The organism is Ruegeria sp. D3 (genome assembly GCF_056534465.1).
Genome location: NZ_JBQFPK010000007.1, coordinates 1 through 19,753, shown reverse-complemented (window position 1 = coordinate 19,753; position 19,753 = coordinate 1). Strand labels below are relative to the sequence as shown.

Here is a 19,753-nt window from a genome sequence, read left to right as displayed (position 1 = left end):
CAGCGGATCACTTTGAGTTCAATTTTCTTTGATCTGCACCCAGATACTTTGCGCACGACCATCGCCCAGGAACGGCAAAGCTTCGACCGCATCGGGGCGATCCTGTTGCAGGTAATACCCCGGCCAAAGCATTGAAAACGAACCAGATTGTAGCAATGCGTGCAACATGTACTGCTCGCCCCAACCAGGGCAGTCATAGAAGAATCGCTTGGGATATTCATAAGGTAGAAAAACATCATGCACGTGAATCACCACACCGGGTTTCAGTGCAGGGATGATGCGGCAAAACAAATGCGCGACGTCATTGCTCATGCGGACTACATGGCTGGAATCGATGAACAGAACGTCGCCCGCCTCCAACTGATCGAACAGCGCGGGATCCACTTCTTCCAGCCGTCTCTGCTCGAAATGATCTACCACATGGGCGATATCAGCACGCGGATAGGGATCAATCGCGGTGATCTGCGTCTCAAGCCCGCCGTCGATGATTGCCTGCCGGGTAACGCGCGTGGAGTTTCCGCAGCCAACCTCGATCACACGCCGGGGTTTGAATCGGCGGATCATCAAATACAGCGCCTCGGCATCGGGACTATCGTAGTAACCGTTACCGATCCGATACCCCGTCTGATTGCGCTCGGGGTCCTTGAGGGCCGCAAGCGCATCCGCATGTTCGGTGTATTCTGCGATGAGGGGCGCGATATCAAACCCCTCCATTCCAGGTGACAACGCATAAGCAGGACGGGTCAAGCCACCTGCCTGTTCAAATGCCTCAAGCCGGGCGCGCTCGTCGTCTTCTGGTCCTTTGTCGACCAATTTAACTCCAAGCTCCGAAAGCGTGTCGTTGATCTTTGGGAATTTCCTGGGTTTCACGCGAACGCTCCGGGGTTTGGACAGTTGACTGAAGGGTTCTTATCGCCGGCGCCGGGGGCTTCGCAAGCCAAACACTTGGCAAGGCGGTCATTTCCGTATTCACTGTTTGGAATAACCGACGAGGGCGACCATGCAGCAGGAATACACGCTGGGCATTGAAGAAGAGTATCTTCTGGTCAATCGGGACACGTTCGAGCTTTCCGAAGCGCCCGAAGCTTTGATGGAGGCCTGTCAGTCCGATTTCCAAGGTCAGGTCAGCCCCGAATTCCTGCAATGTCAGATCGAGGTCGGCACCCGCCCCCATGCGACCATTGCCGGCGCGCGTGAGGACCTGAAACGCTTACGGTCTTGCGTGGCCAAACGTGCAGCGGACTACAACCTCGCCCCAGTGGCGGTATCGTGTCATCCGTTTGCCGATTGGAAAAAGCAAAGCCATACGCGAAAAGATCGCTATGACGCCCTGCACCATGCACTTGGCGGCGTAGCGCGACGAATGCTGATCTGTGGAATGCATGTCCATATCGGAATTGATGACCCTGCCCTGCGCGCCGACCTTATGCCGCAGCTTTCGTATTTTCTGCCCCACCTTTTGGCCCTTTCGACCTCATCCCCCTATTGGAACGGCGAGGATACGGGGCTGTCGTCCTACCGCCTGACAGTCTTCGACAACCTACCCCGAACTGGCTTGCCCCCGACCTTGGCCAGTTGGGCCGACTATGAGCGCACCACGGGCATTTTGGTCGAACTAGGTGTGATCGAGGACACGTCGAAAATCTGGTGGGACTTGCGCCCATCACACCGCTTCCCAACGCTTGAGACGCGCATAATGGACGTGCAGCCCCGGCTGGAACACGCCTTGTCTTTGGCTGCGATGGTCCAGGCGCTGACCCGGATGCTATGCCGGTTGAAAGCCAGAAACTTACGCTGGCGCAACTATGACCAGTTCCTGATCGGAGAAAACCGTTGGCGCGCACAGCGCTATGGCGTCGGCGAGGGCATGATCGACTTTGGCGACCGCTCGATCAAGCCCATGCCCGAATTGATGGGCGAACTGATGGGACTACTGGCCGAAGACACCGAGGCACTTGGTACAATGACCGAACTGGCGCGGTTGCAACAAATCGCGCAGAACGGAACATCGGCCACACGTCAGCGACGCGTTTATGCCGAGGCATCCGCCCGTGGCGAAGATCCTGGAAAAGCGGTTGTCCAACACCTGATCGAGGAATTTCACCACGACCTTTAATCCCCAAGAGACAGATGCTGGGAATTGCTGGCCGTGAAAAATTTCTGTAAGGATTAGGAAATAAACACTCGTTCAATTCATCCGTCGGCGTGGGAGGGAAGCCATGGATTTCGCTTTGACCGAAGAGCAGACTGCGATCTTCGACATGGCCTATGAGTTCGGGCAGGAGAACATCGCCCCCTATGCTCGACAGTGGGAGGCCGAAGGCACCATCCCCAAAGACCTGTGGCCCCGTGTCGGAGAGCTTGGGTTCGGCGGCCTCTACGTCTCTGAAGACAGCGGTGGTTCTGGTCTGTCGCGTCTGGATGCCACCATGGTTTTCGAGGCGTTGTCGATGGCCTGCCCGTCCGTTGCAGCGTTTTTGTCGATTCACAACATGTGCGCCAAGATGCTGGACAGTTTCGCCGGGGATGCGCTGAAAGCGCGCATTATGCCCGATGTTCTCAGCCTGAATACCGTTCTCAGCTATTGTCTGACCGAACCGGGCTCGGGCTCGGATGCTGCTGCGTTGAAAACCCGCGCGGACCGCAGCAATGAAGGATACACCCTGAACGGGACCAAGGCATTTATCTCGGGCGGCGGGTATTCCGATGCTTATGTCTGCATGGTGCGCACCGGACAGGACGGCCCCAAGGGAATCTCAACGGTCTATGTCGAAGACGGTGCGCCCGGCCTGTCCTTCGGCGCCTTGGAGCAGAAGATGGGATGGAAAAGCCAACCCACAGCACAAGTGCAGTTCGATGATTGCAAAATCCCGGCCGAGAACCTTGTCGGCGTCGAAGGCGATGGATTCAAATACGCGATGATGGGGCTGGATGGTGGACGGCTGAACATCGCCTCATGCTCGTTAGGGGCCGCGCAAGCGGGGCTGAATATGACGTTGCAATATATGTCCGAGCGGCAAGCGTTCGGTCAGTCCATCGACCAGTTTCAGGCGCTGCAATTCCGTCTGGCCGATATGGAGATCGAGTTGCAGGCAGCCCGAACGTTCTTACGGCAGGCGGCCTGGAAACTGGATCAGGGCGCGCCGGATGCCACCAAGTTCTGCGCCATGGCCAAGAAATTCGTGACCGAGACTGGATCGAAAGTGGTGGATCAATGCCTGCAACTGCATGGCGGCTATGGCTATCTGGCAGATTACGGGATCGAGAAACTGGTCCGCGACTTGCGCGTGCATCAGATCCTGGAAGGCACGAACGAAATCATGCGCGTGATCGTGTCGCGCCAGATGCTCGCCAATCGCTGAGGGGGCCATGGCTGATATCGACATTCGCACCACTGGTCGCGCCGGACGGATCACACTGACCCGGACCAAAGCCCTGAACGCGCTCAGCTATGACATGTGCATGGCCATAGACACTGCTTTGCGCAACTGGCGTGAAGATGACTCGGTTGATCTTATTGTTATGGACGCCGAGGGCGACAAGGCATTCTGCGCTGGCGGCGACATTGCGGAACTGTACGAGACCGGCAAGAACGGTGACTATGCTTACGGCCAGACGTTTTGGCGCGATGAGTACCGCCTGAACGCGCTGATATTTGAATTCCCAAAGCCCGTCGTCAGCTTTCTGCAAGGGTTCACCATGGGCGGTGGCGTTGGCATTGGCTGTCACGGCAGCCACAGGATTGTAGGCGAAAGTAGCCAGATCGCCCTGCCCGAATGCGGGATCGGATTGGTTCCGGATGTCGGTAGCTCGCTGATGCTGGCGCTCGCACCGGGACGGGTCGGCGAATACCTTGGCATGACCGGTCATCGGATGGGCCCGGATGATGCCATTTTCGCAGGTTTCGCGGATCACTTCATCCCCATGGCTCAATGGTCGGACTTGATCGAACTGTTGGAAGCATCCGGAGACGCCAGCCTTCTGACCACCCACGCCCAAACACCCCCGGAGGGCGTGTTGACCGGATTGCAAACCAAGATCGACGCGCATTTTGACGGCGAAAGGCTGCAAGACATCCTCAATAGCCTCAAAGGCAGCGAAACGGACTTCGCAACCGCCGCGCTTAAATTGATCAACCGGGGTTCGCCGCTGGCTATGGCCTGCTGTATCGAGATCCTGCATCGCTTGCGCACCCCCAGCCTCACCATCCAGAAGGCGCTGGAACACGAGTTCCGCTTTACAAGTCGTGCGATGGAACACGGTGACTTTCTGGAAGGTATTCGCGCACAGATTATCGACAAAGACCGCACTCCGCGTTGGAGGCACCCTGACCAGAACGTACCCATTGTCGAGGTATCGAGGATGCTTCAACCGATGGACGCTAAAGCACTGACATTCTAGGAGGATTGAGGAATGAAGATCGGATTTATCGGGCTTGGGAACATGGGGAATCCGATGGCTGCCAATCTGGCGAAAGCCGGTCATGACGTGGTCGGGTTTGATATGGCGGATGTGGATGTTGCAGGCGTGACCCTTTCCTCATCGGGCGCTGAGGCTGCAGGCGGTGCCGACATTGTTATCACCATGCTTCCGAACGGCCAGATCCTGCGGGCCGTGGCGGATGATATTTTGCCTGCGATGAATTCCGGTTCGGTTTGGATTGATTGCTCGACCGTGGATGTCGACAGCGCCCGCGCCGTGGCCGATCAGGCTGCACAAACCGGTGTCTTGGCAGTGGACGCACCCGTATCCGGCGGGATCGGTGGGGCTGCGGCCGGTACCTTGACCTTTATGGCAGGCGGCAGTGATGTCGCTTTTGGCAAGGCAGCCCCCCTGTTCGAAATCATGGGACAAAAGGCCGTGCATTGCGGCGGATCAGGCGCAGGTCAAGCCGCCAAAATATGCAATAACATGATTCTGGGCGTGACCATGATTGCCACCTGTGAGGCGTTTGCATTAGCAGACAAGCTGGGTCTGGACCGACAGAAAATGTTTGACGTAGTCAGCACATCCTCGGGATATAGCTGGACAATGAACGCTTATTGCCCCGCACCGGGGGTCGGCCCCTCCAGCCCTTCGGACAATGACTACCAGCCCGGCTTTGCCGCCGAACTGATGCTCAAAGACTTGCGCCTCAGCCAACAGGCCGCGGAAAGTTCAGATGCGGATACGCCTCTTGGTCAGGCGGCTACGGCTCTCTACGAGCAATTCGTGGAATCCGAAGACGGTTTGGGCAAGGATTTCTCTGCCATGCTGCCCCGTTTTGAAAAACGAGGAAGAAGTTAACTTTCGCCCGTGGGCGACAAACTGCCCACGGGGTTGACCCGCTCTGATCGGACCGCCATCTATCGGCGTAGATCAGTTCTTGTGCCGGAGGTTTCTATGTCCCGTGTTTTGAAAGTAATATTGGTTGCTTCCATGTTTGTCGCAGCGCCCGCAGCGGTGATGGCAGGCAATGGTAAAGGCAACGGTAAAAACGCCGACAAAGTCTTTCGCGTGCCCTCGCAACCTGTGATTCAAACCAAAGGCAAGGCTGGGCATTGCCCTCCGGGGTTGGCCAAGAAAAATGTACCCTGTGTTCCACCTGGACAGGCAAAAAAGCTGTATCGCAACGGTGACTTCATCAACAACGATTACCGCTGGATCAATGATCCGTACCGCTATGGCTTGAACCGAGGGTCATATGTCCGCGCCGGGGATTATGTCTACCGGGTCGATCCCGAGACCCGCAAAGTACTGAACTTAATCGGCGCCGTTGCGGATATCCTTAACTAAGCCACACAACCTCTGCGTTAGCTCCCTACTTTTGACGCAATTCAACGTCATTTCAATTCTCATTATTGCGAGGATTGAATATGCATAGTGACAATTCGATTTTTGAGTTCCGCGGACCGTGGAACGTACCCATTCAGTTAAACCAAAGTCTAATTTTTCTAGTTTTGCTCATAGTGGGGTTCAGTTTTGATCCCGAATCCCTGCCCTATGCGCTTGGTTTTGTGGCCATTTTATTGACCTCAATCCTGTTGCATGAGCTCGGACACGCCTGGGGGTGCTTGATACAGGGTATCCCCGTCAATCGCGTGGTCCTGTATGGCGGTGGCGGGTTTTGCGAACATCGCCGCTCGACATCATCCTACGAAGACGAATTGATCGTCGCTATGGGGCCGATCGTCAACCTGACGCTGTGGGCATTGTGTTCACTGCTGGAACCCTTTGTCACCTCTCCCGAACTGAGCTGGGTTCTGGTCGTGACCGCCCAATTGAACCTGTTTTTGGCGGTATTCAACATGTTGCCCCTGATGCCGTTGGACGGTGGCCGTCTGTTTCACGCTGTCCTTAGCCGCATGGTCAAACCTGTGACTGCGACACGAATTGCCGGGCTTGTCGGACTGATCGGGGTCGCGCTTTGGTTACCTATGATAGTATTCGCCTACGTAAACTTCGGCTTTGTGTTCCTTTTCTTTCCACCCTTGCTGCGTCATTGGCACATGCTCAGACACGCACAATACTAGCCTATTCAGCCGCAACCTGTTCCGGGTTCAACATCTGTTTTAGGTACCGACCGGTATGGCTGCGCTCGACAGCGGCCACATCTTCGGGCGTGCCAGTGGCCACGATCTCACCGCCGCCATCACCGCCTTCAGGGCCAATGTCGATAATATGATCGGCGGTTTTCACCACGTCCAGATTATGTTCGATCACTATAACTGTATTGCCCTGATCGACCAGTTCATGCAGCACTTCCAACAGCTTGCGCACGTCTTCGAAATGAAGACCCGTGGTCGGCTCGTCCAGAATATACAGCGTCCGCCCGGTCGAGCGTTTGGACAATTCTTTTGACAGCTTCACCCGCTGCGCCTCGCCCCCTGACAGGGTCGTGGCCTGCTGGCCCACCTTGATATAACCCAGCCCAACACGCGCCAGCGCATCCATCTTGTCGCGGATTGAAGGCACGGCCTTAAAGAACTCCTGCGCGTCTTCCACCGTCATATCAAGGACATCGGCAATGGACTTGCCCTTGAACTTGATCTCAAGCGTCTCACGATTGTACCGCGCACCCTTGCAGGTTTCGCAGGTCACGTAGACGTCGGGCAGGAAGTGCATCTCAATCTTGATAACGCCGTCGCCCTGACACGCCTCACACCGGCCACCCTTGACGTTAAAGCTGAACCGACCGGGCTTGTACCCCCGCGCCTTAGCCTCGGGAAGACCGGCGAACCAGTCACGGATCGGGGTGAAAGCCCCGGTGTAAGTCGCTGGATTTGAACGCGGAGTTCGCCCGATGGGGCGCTGGTCAATGTCGATGACTTTGTCCAGATGCTCCAGCCCTTTGATCGTCTCGCAGGGCGCAGGCGTCTGGCGCGCGCCGTTCAACCGCATCGAAGCCGTCTTGAACAGCGTCTCAATCGTCAGGGTCGATTTACCGCCGCCGGACACGCCAGTCACGCAGACGAACTTGCCCAACGGAAATTCTGCCGTGACGTTTTTCAAGTTATTCCCGGTGGCTTTGACGACCTTGAGCTTTTTCTTGTTACCCTTGCGTCGGTCACCCGGCACAGCAATCTCGCGCGTGCCCGACAGGTACTGCCCGGTCATCGAGGCCGCATCCGCCGCGATATGTTCCGGCGTACCGTGGCTGACCACCTGCCCGCCATGCACACCCGCGCCGGGGCCGATATCGAACACATAATCGGCCTCGCGGATGGCCTCTTCGTCATGCTCAACGACGATCACCGTATTACCCTGATCGCGCAGGTTCTTGAGCGTCCCCAGCAGCCTGTCATTGTCGCGTTGGTGCAGACCAATCGAAGGTTCGTCCAATACGTAAAGCACCCCGGTCAGGCCCGAGCCGATCTGGCTGGCTAGACGAATACGCTGGCTTTCGCCGCCCGACAGCGTACCACTTGAGCGCGAAAGCGTAAGATATTCCAAACCCACATTATTCAGGAATCCAAGACGTTCACGGATCTCTTTCAGAATCGCCCGCGCGATCTCATTCTTCTGCACGCTCAGATGGTTCGGCGCGTCCTCGACCCAAGCTAAGGCCTCACGGATCGACATCTGCACGACCTGCCCCACATGCAGACCCGCGATCTTGACGGCGAGCGCTTCGGGCCGCAGGCGGTAGCCTTCGCAAGCCCCGCAAGGACGGTTGTTCTGATAGCGTTCGAACTCTTCACGGATCCACGCGCTGTCGGTTTCGCGATAGCGGCGTTCCATGTTTGGAATCACGCCCTCAAAGCTGCGCGTCACCTGATAGACACGGCCGCCCTCGTCATAACGGAACTGGATTTCCTCATCACCAGAGCCTCGCAGGAACACCTGTTGCACCTTGGCGGGAAGGTCTTTCCACGGGGTGTTCTTGTCGAACTCAAAATGCCGCGCAATGGCTTCGATGGTTTGCAAGAAATAGGGCGACTTACCCTTGCGCCACGGGGCCAAGGCACCGTCATACAGCTTGAGCGTCTGGTCCGGCACCACGAGGCGTTCATCAAAGAACAGCTCGACCCCTAACCCGTCGCAATCTGGGCACGCCCCGAAGGGTGCGTTGAAGGAAAACAGGCGTGGCTCGATCTCGGGGATGGTGAAACCGCTGACCGGACACGCAAAATTCTCACTGAAGGTGATGCGCTCGGCGTCGCCTTCCTTCGGCGCAGTTTCCAGAATCGCGATGCCATCCGCCAAATCCAATGCGGTGCGCAGGCTGTCGGCCAGCCGAGTCTCCATCCCTTCGCGCACAACAAGGCGGTCCACCACCACATCGATGTCATGGCGGAATTTCTTGTCCAGCGTCGGTGGCGTGTCCAGCTCATAGAACTCCCCATCCACTTTCACACGCTGAAAGCCCTGTTTGCGTAGTTCCAGAAACTCTTTCTTATATTCACCCTTCCGGTCGCGCACGATGGGGGCCAGCAGATAACCGCGCGTGCCCTCCTCCATCGTCATGATGCGGTCAACCATATCCTGTACCTGCTGCGCTTCGATCGGCTGGCCTGTGGCGGGGCTATACGGCGTGCCTGCGCGGGCAAACAAAAGGCGCAGATAGTCGTAGATTTCGGTCACGGTACCGACGGTCGAGCGTGGGTTCTTCGAGGTCGTCTTCTGTTCGATCGAGATCGCCGGGGACAGCCCGCTGATGTGATCCACATCCGGCTTTTCCATCATGTCCAGAAACTGCCGCGCATAAGCCGACAGGCTTTCGACATAGCGACGCTGACCCTCAGCATAGATCGTATCAAAGGCCAGCGACGACTTGCCCGAACCAGACAGCCCCGTGATCACCACAAGCTGATCCCGCGGAATATCCACATCAATGCTTTTGAGGTTATGTTCGCGCGCGCCGCGCACCTCGATATTCTTCAGCTCAGCCATTTTGGCCCCCAAAACGTAAGTGTCCTAGAAATAGGCGAGCGGCGCTGAGTCTCCAACACAAAAGTTAGAACAAAGTGAGAACGAACGAATTATTGCCGAACTCTCCTGACAGAACGCACGCGCGGTTTGTAGTGGATGGTTGTTATCTTACTCATCGGGGAAGATTTCGATGAAATAAATGGCGCGGTTGACGGGGCTCGAACCCGCGACCCCCGGCGTGACAGGCCGGTACTCTAACCAACTGAGCTACAACCGCGCATCTATTTTCGTGGCCTTTACCCTGGACCAAGGATGGCAGCAATGGCGCGGTTGACGGGGCTCGAACCCGCGACCCCCGGCGTGACAGGCCGGTACTCTAACCAACTGAGCTACAACCGCCCGCTGCCCGTTCGTTGCTGAACGTTTGGGTGTATTATGGCTACGCTCGGGCAGCGTCAAGCGGCGTTTTGAAGTTTTTTCTGAATTGCGAAATTTTACTGCAAAACCCTGTCGACCTTACTCTGCCTGTTTCAAAGAAAACTGCCGCTTTTTGATCACTGGCGACACACCAACGGCAGACTCATCAATTCCACAACCTGAACCTGTGTCACACTCGCCACACAGGCTGAAATTCAGTCTGTTTAGATACACATTCAGGCACCACCTAGATAAAGCGACGACTGCTCATCAGGTCATAGTGTGACCTTTAGCAAACAAAACAAACAAACGGAGCAGAAACGTGAAAAAACGTATTTTTTTCAGCATTTTGGCAGCATCTACAACAATCGGAGCCGCACAGGCCGCGGAATTTTCCGGTGGTTACCTGAATTTGGACTACTCGACATTTACAGACACCGACTTTGGTGATGCCTACAACCTAAACGGCGCTGCAGAATTGGCGTTTAACCGCGCCTTCAGCGCACAACTCGACCTTGGTGTACAGCGATTCCAAGACCTGAGTGAAACCGCAACCAACTGGACTTTGCACGGCAACTTGCACACCGCCAACAACGCATCCTTCGGCCTGTTCTACGGCCAGGAAGACCTAGATGATGCGGATTTCGAGTTCTACGGGATCGAAGCTGGATTTGATGCTGGCCCTGCCGAAATCGAAGGGTACCTGGGACGCCAGGATCTGACCAATGCTTCGGACCTAGATGGCACCTTGTTCGGAATCTCGGCCAAGACCGAGCTGACCGACGCTTGGGAACTGAGCACCAGCTTCGACATCGTCGACAACTTTGGAGGCGCGCTGGACTTCAACCTGTTCGCGATTGGCGCGTCTTACGCGGCGGCTGACAATGCCGAAGTTTATGGCAACCTGGGCGTGGCTCATATCTCGTCCCCGCTTGTTTCAGGCAGCTCAAACGAAGCCTATGTGACCGTCGGCGTTCGCGTAAACTTTGGCAACGACCGCGGTACCACATTCGGTCGTCGCGGAGTGTTGACCCAACTTCCGGGTTTGCCGGGACTGTAAAGCCAAAAGCCCCGATTCTACCTCGGGGCTTTTGCCTCCAAAATGGCACTTGCAGCAGTTTCAAAGTCGCTGTAATACGCCGCCCTACGGGTGATTAGCTCAGTGGTAGAGCGCTTCGTTCACATCGAAGATGTCAGCGGTTCAAATCCGTTATCACCCACCACTCCATTTTTCCTTTACTTTTCCGTATTTTACATCCTTATTTTCCTGCCTCAGAAGTATTGTCCGCACATACTGTGTGGGTTTTTGTACTAAGATTGCGCGTCAGGCGTCGAGCGCCAAACGCGCCTGAGCAACCACGTCTACCTTTTCAAGTTGAGCGTATTTCATGGTCTGGGAGATATTCGAATGCCCCAGAAGGACCGAGACTTGCTGTATCGAAAGGCCACGTTGGACCATCCGACTGGCATAAGTATCCCTAAGGCTATGCACCGTGGCGCTACCCCGTGTCAGGACAACCCGTTCCGACTTGTTGCAGTTCTCACGGATCACCTTACGCAGAAGTTTGATTGCTTCCTCTACGCTCTCGAAAGGCTGGTCCTGATTATGCAACCGTCGAAAAATGTCATGAACCCTTTGCGAGATAGGCACCAACGATACCGTTCCGGTCTTGGTCCGGTAGACTTCGATTTCCCGTTTGTTCAGGTCGATGAATTCCCATTCCAGAGTTACCGCTTCCATCAGGCGTAAACCCGTGTCAATCAGCACCACGCAAAGCTGTTCCGCCTTACGTGCCGTGATAGTTTCGTTCTGCGCCAGAACATCGAAGATGATCTTTTCCTCACGGTCAGATAGATACCGTGTCTTGGTAAAGCCTTTGATGCTCGGGTACTTCAGCTTCGGGCAGTTGTACCGATACTCAAGCTTGTTGAACGCACGACGGATCGCTCGAATATCACCCTTCAGAGTGTTTTCCTTACGGCCCTGTTGACGACGAAAGTCCAGAAAGTCTTCCAGCATGTCTTGCGTGAAGTCATGGTTTATCGGCAGAGGCCAGCAAGCCTTATTGCGCTGGGCAGTTGGCGAGACAGAATTCATATCCGAATAATGAGGGGGCGGGGGTTTTCAGAAAGCGACTTCAAAAATCGGGGGTTTTAAGTGTTGTTATTGTTGTTGTTTGGAAGTCGACCATCTCACGAAGGACGATTGTAAATATTTGTACTCAAATCCATTTCTCATTCTTCAGGGAATTCAATTAAAAAACTCTGTCCGGCTTCAAGAGAGTAGCGCAATCCCGATTCAACGACTTTAGCAACTAGAGTCACACAGTTAGAATTCACCACTTGTACGTCTTTTCGTTCTATCATCGGCAAGAAGCCACCAGCGACTCCTTCATAGTGTCCAACGAAGTCTTCCAAGGACTGCAGCCCGTATACATCTCCCTTTATTCGTACGGTGCTCGATCCCGTTTCGCCGAACTTCAACCCTCTTACTGTAAACTCAACCTGCTGACCGTTGTTGAGAGTAAGGACGCCTTCTCCCTGTCTAAAAGCGACGAATATTCCTCTCTTTTGGCCTTCCAATGTGAAGGTTCCTGATTTGTCGGGGTTTTCTGGACATTTCCTGCTTGCGGTTTGGGCGAAAGACTGAGCCGTAGGTTGATACACCATCCAACCTACAAATAAACCTACGCACAGATAAAATACAGAAGCTTTTGTTTTATTGCGCATTTTTTCCTCACTCAATGAGTTCCCAACACTTAACATGAATTGCATTTCAAAAATTTTCCTATCGGATTGTGACCGCGTGATGATGCTTGTATCTGCGGGTGTAAGGTCTCATCTTGGCTACTTCGCAATGTGATACCTAGCGGCACCCGACACACTCGCCTATCCGAAACAAAGCTGAAGCTCGCGAAGCTAAAAAGTATCATAGTTCCTCTTCTGCCCCCAAAATCGTGGCAGAAACCGGTACTCGCTTTTGCTCAGGCGTCATCTCAACGCTTGTCGCGGTACCGGGCACATGAGTAGCTCGAGCAGCTTGCGGTACACTATCGCGGCGATTCCTACGCCAAACGACAAACAGTGAGAACGTGAGCGCGATGACCAAGCACATCAAGAATATGTTTCCATCGCCAAATAACTTACTCACAATTGCTGCAAGAACAGGCCCAGTCACACCGCCGAGCGTCCAAACGAAGAGTAGCGTTACTGCTGCAGAAGGAACGTAGACCGGCACAGTTCGATCCATTCCATGCGCGACTAGCAACGAATAGGTTGGGAGAAGCAAGCCACCCAAGAGGAAAACCAAAGCAAACCCAAAAAGCTGCCACCCTATACCATAGTCGCCCTTGGCAGCCGCGGCGTCGCCCTTGCCCAAAACAACGAACAGTAACAGTATCATAGCGGTTAATACAGAGACGCCAGCAATCAAAATCCGACGGTCCATTTCGTCAGAGGCTTTTCCGAGCGGGAACTGGAAAAAAATGCGGCCCGCGTAGGCCAATCCAATTCCAATAGCAATTGTCCTGGGATCGAGCCCCAGCACGCTGGCACGAAACGGAACAACTGTTAACATAACAGTGACTAGAAGACCGTTTATAAAAGCGCCGACGAACGCTGTGGGCGACTCTCTGAAGACTTCGCTAATCCTAATATTCGCTGTTCCTCCGGGACTCGCAGGATTGGTCCGCGTTGTTGCAAGCACGACAATTGCGAAGCAATAGAACATCGAGACAAGAACAAAGGCTTCTGAAAGCTCGGCTGATTGGTTAATGACAATCCCTTGGCTCAGAACCGACACGATGCCGAGAACGATTGCGTAAACTGCGAGTATGCGTCCTCGGTTTTCAGGTCCAGCAGTGTCATTGATCCAAGCATCGCCGATAGCGTATAGACCTGCCGTCGCGAGCCCGGTGATGAACCGAACAAACACCATTATGACTGGTTCTTGGGTACTCGACAGAATTAGAGTGAAAAGCGTGCAAATCGCAGCGGCCGCCGTGAAGGCCCGGATGTGCCCAATCCGAGCTAGCGGCTTAGCGATGTAAAAACAGCCAACCATAAACCCAAGCGAATAAGCTGCAGCGACAATCGAAGCGGCTTCTTGAGTTCCTCCAATCGACGCGATTTGAAGAGCGACTAGCGTTCCCAGGGCTGCTGTTGCTAACTGTATCGCACCAACAGAAACAAATAGTGCGCGTAGTGACAGAATTTGGGCGTTCACTTTTCTTTCCCTAAATACATAACTACTCCAACGTCGCTTGCTTTTGCATTGGCTTGCGAGGAGGCTCACTTGCTGGGATTGCTTTCCAAGCCAGCCACAAGTGTCTCATTCGACCAGTTTCTCTCAAACCGGAGGAAACCTATTGCAATCGCTCGGGCTGGACTGAGTAATCCAACCATTGAGCAAATACGCTTTGTCGCCGTCCACCGCTTCTGGAATGGTAGATCGTAGCCTCATGCCGATGTTAGGATGATCAAGTTTCGCTTGCTCTATCTTTCTGAGGAACGGCGTTACCATTTCACGACAAAATCCCGGCAATGGCTTGATCGATTGTAAAACTTTGCTTTGCAATGGTCATCAAGCCGCGTGTTTTCTCACAGCGCGGCGGCGTTCCGTCTCGAAGCTAGAGGAAAGCGCTGAATCTACGCCAAGTTGACATAAGGCTCCCGCAGCCATGATATTTAGTTATGAGTGAAATGACGTTTGGGCGCGTTAGCGATTTAAATGGGCTACCTGAGTTAATTCTAGCTTGGGGTGGAGAAGAAGCGCTGCGCCGCACGTTAGATCGGCAGATTCTTCCTTACGAAATTTTGGACGACCGTGACGCTGTCATCCCCATGAAAGACATTATCGGGCTGTACCGAAACGCCGCTGAAGTAACAGGCATTCGATCTTTTGGCCTTAAGGCTACTGAAGGAATAGAACTGAGCGAATACGGTGCAATGGCAGATTTTGTCCTTTCCGCAAAAACGCTGAAAGGTGCGATCGCTAAGTTTAAAACCGGGCTACCGTATTACGAAAGTGGGAGTGAAATCTCAGTACAGTACTCAGAAAATGAGTGCACTATAGGTTATCAGAACCTTTTCCAGTCTATTGTTGGTTTTCGCCAAGCAGGTGATATGACCCTGCGTATTCTTGAGGCCGTTATTCGAGCCTATCTTGGTCCTGAATGGTGCCCGAAGAGCATAAAATTAGCGTGTTCAAGTGGACCTTGGGAGCAAGACTATGAAGATACATTCGAAGCGCCTGTGCATTTTTGTTCGGACAGCTTTGCGTTCGTTTTGGACCGGGATCAATTCGAAGAAGCACGGGCCATTCAAGCCTCCAATGGCGATGCACTGGTTTCCCTCGCCGACCTAAAGCATTTGGGTGAAGATTTGCCGCTAGATTTTATTGGGTCGGTCGCTCACCTGATCAAGATACACTTGCCGGATGGAAAGAGCGGTCTTGAGGAAACCGCCCGCGCTTTGGCAATGGGCCCTCGCACCTTGCAACGTAGGCTTGAGGCACACGGTATCGGATTCCGAGATTTATTGGAGCGAGTTCGAATGCAAAGGGCATGTGAGCTTTTACGAGGAAGTGAGGCGACAGTGGCGATCATTGGCAACGAGCTTGGTTACTCCACCACTTCACATTTCACACGCGCGTTTACACGAGTATTCGAAGTTTCACCAAGCAAATACAGATCTGAAATAACCGCGTCAGCACGATTGATGTAGACCCAGCTTGCAAAATCTTGCGGAACTTTCCTGACCGAATGTGGAGGTCTCATTTACTAACAGGGAGCGCGCTTTTTGATGGGCATACTTCGGCAAGCATTGTTCTCCCTAGTTTTGTGCCTTGCACTACTAAGTTGTACGCGTCCGCCGGATCTTATTGGCATTGAAAATCCGGATGTGTCGCCATCCCAGGTGCCGGGTATAACAAGCCATAAAGTTTTCATCATGACATCCAGAGCTCGAAGTGGCGTTGAAGCTGAACTATATTCTCGTCAACGATCAGGGCAACTCGGCCTTTCGTCAGTCGTTGTAACCGTGCCCCCTAACCACACGACCTCAAAGATAGAGAGATCGAAAACAAATCCACCAGACCCGCGCAAGAACTTCACTGTAATTGAGCCTGTGGTGTATGAAACCGACGGTAAGTTCCTATCAAGTATGAATAGAGAATTGGAAAGAAGATCTCCAGAAGATCGAACGATCTTAGGTTTCGTACACGGGTATAATATGACCCTGAGCGACGCGACACTTAGGTTAACCCAATTCGTGCAAGACTCAGGTTTCGAAGGCGTTCCGGTACTTTTTTCCTGGGCATCTTACGCTAGCGCCACACGATATGTTTACGACCTTAACAGTGCACTTCAATCTAGAGTTCAAATGGTGACTGCCGCAGATTTGCTGACGCGCAGCAATGCGAACAGGGTTGATATCTTAGCATGGTCCATGGGCAGCTTTGCCATAATGGAAGGCATTGTCTACGCAACGACAACTGGCCATTTTGATCGTAAGAACCGACTGAAGAACATTATTCTGGCTTCACCGGACATCGATCTCGACCTGTTTCGTGCTCAATTGCAATTGATCCCCGAAGTCGTAGATGACGTATACATCCTTACTTCGAAGGCCGACTACGCGTTGAAGCTTTCAAGCTTAATTGCTGGACGACAAACACGACTTGGGCAAGCAAACATTGAGCAATTGGAAGACCTTGGTGTTTCAGTAATTGATCTCAGCGAAGTCGACGACGTTGGAACGAAGAGCCACGGAAAATTTGCTGAGTCGCCTAAGGTTGTTCAACTTATTGGCCGAGGCTTGAAGGAGACTAATTCTCTCGGAGAGGTCGCAGGCAGCGAGGCTGTGAGCCTTCCGTCTCTGGTTATCCAAGAACCGCGAAGATGATCCCCAATTGCCGCGGTTCAATAAGCTGTTTCGCTAGCTTTCTCATTTTCACTTCTGAGTATGCCTGTAGTCCTTTCCACAGAGTTTGACTCAATATTCAATTTGCGTGGCCAGTTTTCTTCACTTTAGCATGTGAAACCGCGAAAGCTGCATTGGTAGTGCCGCAAATTTTGTCGTGAAATGGCAACGACTTCCTAAGACCAAGGATAGTAGCGTAACCGCTACAAGTCTTCCTGATCGCCACTTCAGAAAGTGGCGAACCCAATGGAATTCGGAGTGTGTCATGAAATATTATTTTTTGTCCCTAGCGTTTTCTGTTTGCCTAACCGCATTGCAGACAATCAATCCTGCTCTGGCACAAGAAGCTTCAGAAGCAGAACAAGCTTCCGACGAAAAATTCCGTTCTAAAGATGACAAAACCGGAACAAACCCGATTAATTTTCAGAAAGACGTCCGCCTTTATCATGAATATCAAGATTTAGGAGGCGGAAACACGGGAAACGTTACTACGTTTGAATACCGAACGCCGTTCGCCAAAGGTAAATGGCAGTTTCGGATAAAAATTCCTCATCGATCAGTTGATGTTACTGGCCCCGGCTTCTTTTTTGATGAGGCGGGCCTTGGAGATATCAACTTTCGCGTCTTGACCGTTCCCTATCTGAATCCCGAGACTCGGCAAGCTTTCGCATACGGATTAGAGGTATGGTTGCCCACCGCGTCAGAGGACATCCTCGGCGACGATGACGTTGTATTGGGTCCGCAGTTATTTTACGCGTTCTTCAATCCGTTCGGCATTAAGAGTTCCGGGCTCTTCCCCGGCATACAGCATGCTTTTAATGTGGGATCAAACGTCGGCGACGATGTCAATGAGACCCGATTTGATGTCTTTTTCCTAAAGCAATGGCCTGAGCAGCAGCTCTATATGCTCTTGAATCCTCAATACATTGTGGATTGGGAAAACGATACCCAGGGCGGTGTTTTCGATGCGGAGGTTGGATACACGTGGAAATCCGGCGTCACTCTTTACGGCCGCCCTGGTGTCGGCTTGGGACCAGACGAACCACTGGATTGGAACTTCGAGGGCGGGGTCAAATATATATTCTGATCCTGAGCCCCTGCATTACTCAAATTTCGTTTTGGAGAGCAAGATGATGGGTCGAACATTCATAGCATTTGCAGTTGCAGTCACGACTCTGTTCGGCACGGCGGCTTACGCGTCCGAGAAACCCAACATTGTTTTGGTGTTCATGGACAACTTCGGTTGGGGCGAGCCTGGATTTAATGGCGGCGGAATAACGCGTGGTGCAGCGACTCCACGTCTAGACCAATTGGCTGCTGAAGGTTTGAGACTCACAAACTTCAACGTCGAGTCTCAATGCACACCATCACGCGCAGCGATAATGACCGGTCGCTACGCTGTTCGGACCGGCAATGGTACAATCCCTTTAGGAGGGGGCGTATATGGCTTGGTGCAGTGGGAAGTTACCATGGCCGAAATGCTGTCTGATGCGGGGTATGCAACTGGCATGTTCGGCAAGTGGCACCTTGGTCATACAGAAGGTCGATTTCCTACTGATCAGGGTTTTGAGGAGTGGTACGGAATCCCAAACTCAAGCGACGAAACACCTTGGTCCATCCTTGATGGGTTTTCCGAAAGCGGTGTTGCCGGAACCCACGTTTATGAAGGCATTCGAGGTTCAACACCGCAGCAGGTTTTGGACTATGATCTTGAGCAGCGGGCATTGATCGACGGTGAGTTAACTAGGCGCGCGATCGACTTTATGGCTCGTCACGCCGCATCTGAAACGCCTTTTTTCCTCTACCTGCCTTACACAATGACACACTACCCCCTCATTCCCCATCCGGATTTTGCGGGCTCTACCGGCAACGGTAGATTTGCAGATGTGCTGGCACAGATCGATGCTTACAATGGTATGCTATTAGACGCGATTGACGATCTCGGAATACGAGACAACACGATCTTTATTTTCACGGCCGACAATGGTCCTGAAATCTTGCCTGAAGGATCAAATACTCCCTCCGTTGAATATTTCATACCGGGCAATGCAGGTCCTTGGCGCGGCTCGCTATTCACCGGGTTCGAGGGCAGCTTGAGAGTGCCGTTCGCAGTGCGTTGGCCAGGCAAAATTCCGGCTGGTGTAACCAGTGACGAAATTATTCATGAAATGGATTTATTCCCCACATTCGCCAATATAGCGAGCGGCTCAGTTCCAGACGACCGGATAATAGATGGTATCGACCAGACCGAGTTTTTCCTTGGAAATAAGGAGAAATCAAATCGGGAAGGCGTAATTGTTTATATGGGTAACGACGTTTGGGGCGTGAAATGGCGGAACTGGAAAGTACACCTCAAAGAGCAGCAGAACATTCTGACAGGTACCGTAAGTTACGGCGTGCCGCGGATCTACAATCTCTATAAAGACCCCGGTGAGACACAGAATGTCTTGTTTCCTGAGACTTGGGTACCGCAGGCAGCTCTGAAACAACTTACTCAGCACGCAATCTCACTTCAAAAAGAGCCTCCAATTAAGCCTGGAACTAAGGATCCATACATCCCCGCTGAATAAGCAAATGTGTTCTGTTGAACTTTCTTCACAAACTCTTCGTTCCCTTGATGCCGCACGATTCTGCTTCGCTTGAAGGTCTGCTAAGCTGTTCGCAATGCGCGGAAATTACTTAATCCGTCGACGTGTCTGGAACAAAGTAGGTCCAAAACGCATATTGCGTCAGACTGCCGACGTTTATTCGGAATCTGACCGAATTCCTGCAACTTTATCTACCAAGGACCAATCTGTTGTTTATGGATTCGGAAAGCAGGCGAGAAAGGTATCCAGCTTCAGTTTGCTAACTTTAAATCCTGTCTATGCAGTTCGGATGAAAACGGGAGGGTGACCCATGCCGAAAACGATAGTTCGTTTGCTGCCATATCTTTTTATCAGTTTCGCTTTCTTGAGTTTCAATGCAGCCTATGCACAGCCCACAGAAACAACAGAGCAGCAAGTAGATTGGCTCCAATTGGGGATGGGACTTTTTGGCGGCTTGGCGCTCTTTTTAGCTGGAT

Annotated in this window: 16 protein-coding genes and 3 tRNA genes; 12 read left to right on the top strand and 7 right to left on the bottom strand. The window is 53.0% G+C overall.

Annotation, left to right across the window (positions count from 1 at the left end):
* Positions 1–18 precede the first annotated feature (18 nt).
* Positions 19–870, bottom strand: coding sequence for a class I SAM-dependent methyltransferase (locus ACR0DX_RS11410; RefSeq protein ID WP_170354063.1), 852 nt, complete (start codon positions 868–870; stop codon positions 19–21).
* A gap of 130 nt (positions 871–1,000) precedes the next feature.
* Between ACR0DX_RS11410 and ACR0DX_RS11405 the strand changes: the two genes are divergently transcribed.
* The 6 genes from ACR0DX_RS11405 to ACR0DX_RS11380 all read left to right on the top strand — a co-directional run bounded on the left by ACR0DX_RS11405 (position 1,001) and on the right by ACR0DX_RS11380 (position 6,512).
* Entirely contained in the window at positions 1,001–2,116 is a 1,116-nt protein-coding gene (locus ACR0DX_RS11405; protein WP_170354062.1) for a carboxylate-amine ligase, read from the top strand.
* Between the two features lie 103 nt (positions 2,117–2,219).
* A complete protein-coding gene (locus tag ACR0DX_RS11400) occupies positions 2,220–3,362 on the top strand; it encodes an acyl-CoA dehydrogenase family protein (protein WP_170354061.1) in 1,143 nt (380 codons plus the stop codon).
* Between the two features lie 7 nt (positions 3,363–3,369).
* Complete coding sequence (locus ACR0DX_RS11395; protein WP_170354060.1) at positions 3,370–4,401, top strand: enoyl-CoA hydratase/isomerase family protein; 1,032 nt, start codon at positions 3,370–3,372, stop codon at positions 4,399–4,401.
* A 12-nt stretch (positions 4,402–4,413) separates the two neighbouring features.
* Positions 4,414–5,286: a 3-hydroxyisobutyrate dehydrogenase gene (gene mmsB, locus ACR0DX_RS11390; RefSeq protein ID WP_480846187.1), complete on the top strand. Its 873-nt coding sequence runs from the start codon at positions 4,414–4,416 to the stop codon at positions 5,284–5,286.
* Between the two features lie 96 nt (positions 5,287–5,382).
* Entirely contained in the window at positions 5,383–5,775 is a 393-nt protein-coding gene (locus ACR0DX_RS11385; RefSeq protein WP_170354058.1) for a hypothetical protein, read from the top strand.
* A 221-nt stretch (positions 5,776–5,996) separates the two neighbouring features.
* Entirely contained in the window at positions 5,997–6,512 is a 516-nt protein-coding gene (locus tag ACR0DX_RS11380; protein ID WP_170354057.1) for a site-2 protease family protein, read from the top strand.
* 1 nt (position 6,513) lies between these two features.
* Here the strand turns inward: ACR0DX_RS11380 and uvrA are convergent, their stop codons facing one another.
* The 3 genes from uvrA to ACR0DX_RS11365 all read right to left on the bottom strand — a co-directional run bounded on the left by uvrA (position 6,514) and on the right by ACR0DX_RS11365 (position 9,750).
* Positions 6,514–9,372: an excinuclease ABC subunit UvrA gene (gene uvrA, locus ACR0DX_RS11375; RefSeq protein WP_170354056.1), complete on the bottom strand. Its 2,859-nt coding sequence runs from the start codon at positions 9,370–9,372 to the stop codon at positions 6,514–6,516.
* Between the two features lie 179 nt (positions 9,373–9,551).
* A tRNA-Asp gene (locus tag ACR0DX_RS11370) sits at positions 9,552–9,628 on the bottom strand.
* Between the two features lie 45 nt (positions 9,629–9,673).
* Positions 9,674–9,750 (bottom strand) — tRNA-Asp (locus ACR0DX_RS11365).
* Between the two features lie 340 nt (positions 9,751–10,090).
* On the opposite strand from ACR0DX_RS11365, the gene ACR0DX_RS11360 reads away from it, so the two are divergent.
* Together ACR0DX_RS11360 and ACR0DX_RS11355 are read left to right on the top strand one after the other, a co-directional pair.
* On the top strand, positions 10,091–10,828 hold the full coding sequence (locus ACR0DX_RS11360; RefSeq protein WP_170354055.1) for a porin: 738 nt from the start codon (positions 10,091–10,093) through the stop codon (positions 10,826–10,828).
* Between the two features lie 88 nt (positions 10,829–10,916).
* Positions 10,917–10,991, top strand: a tRNA-Val gene (locus tag ACR0DX_RS11355).
* A gap of 101 nt (positions 10,992–11,092) precedes the next feature.
* Here the strand turns inward: ACR0DX_RS11355 and ACR0DX_RS11350 are convergent.
* The 3 genes from ACR0DX_RS11350 to ACR0DX_RS11340 all read right to left on the bottom strand — a co-directional run bounded on the left by ACR0DX_RS11350 (position 11,093) and on the right by ACR0DX_RS11340 (position 13,993).
* Positions 11,093–11,866 carry a site-specific integrase gene (locus tag ACR0DX_RS11350; protein WP_170527124.1) on the bottom strand — a complete coding sequence of 258 codons (774 nt, stop codon included), beginning with the start codon at positions 11,864–11,866 and terminating at the stop codon, positions 11,093–11,095.
* 137 nt (positions 11,867–12,003) lie between these two features.
* On the bottom strand, positions 12,004–12,513 hold the full coding sequence (locus ACR0DX_RS11345; RefSeq protein WP_170354053.1) for a hypothetical protein: 510 nt from the start codon (positions 12,511–12,513) through the stop codon (positions 12,004–12,006).
* A 184-nt stretch (positions 12,514–12,697) separates the two neighbouring features.
* Positions 12,698–13,993 carry an MFS transporter gene (locus tag ACR0DX_RS11340; RefSeq protein WP_170354052.1) on the bottom strand — a complete coding sequence of 432 codons (1,296 nt, stop codon included), beginning with the start codon at positions 13,991–13,993 and terminating at the stop codon, positions 12,698–12,700.
* Positions 13,994–14,460: 467 nt separating this feature from the next.
* On the opposite strand from ACR0DX_RS11340, the gene ACR0DX_RS11335 reads away from it, so the two are divergent.
* The 4 genes from ACR0DX_RS11335 to ACR0DX_RS11320 all read left to right on the top strand — a co-directional run bounded on the left by ACR0DX_RS11335 (position 14,461) and on the right by ACR0DX_RS11320 (position 19,259).
* Positions 14,461–15,492: an AraC family transcriptional regulator gene (locus ACR0DX_RS11335; protein ID WP_480846182.1), complete on the top strand. Its 1,032-nt coding sequence runs from the start codon at positions 14,461–14,463 to the stop codon at positions 15,490–15,492.
* A 78-nt stretch (positions 15,493–15,570) separates the two neighbouring features.
* The gene (locus ACR0DX_RS11330) at positions 15,571–16,671 is read left to right on the top strand and encodes an alpha/beta hydrolase (RefSeq protein WP_170354050.1); all 1,101 of its coding nucleotides are present in this window, start codon (positions 15,571–15,573) and stop codon (positions 16,669–16,671) included.
* Positions 16,672–16,954: 283 nt separating this feature from the next.
* On the top strand, positions 16,955–17,776 hold the full coding sequence (locus ACR0DX_RS11325) for a hypothetical protein (RefSeq protein WP_170354049.1): 822 nt from the start codon (positions 16,955–16,957) through the stop codon (positions 17,774–17,776).
* Between the two features lie 43 nt (positions 17,777–17,819).
* Positions 17,820–19,259, top strand: a complete 1,440-nt coding sequence (locus tag ACR0DX_RS11320) for an arylsulfatase (protein ID WP_480846180.1) — start codon at positions 17,820–17,822, stop codon at positions 19,257–19,259.
* Positions 19,260–19,753: the final 494 nt, after the last annotated feature.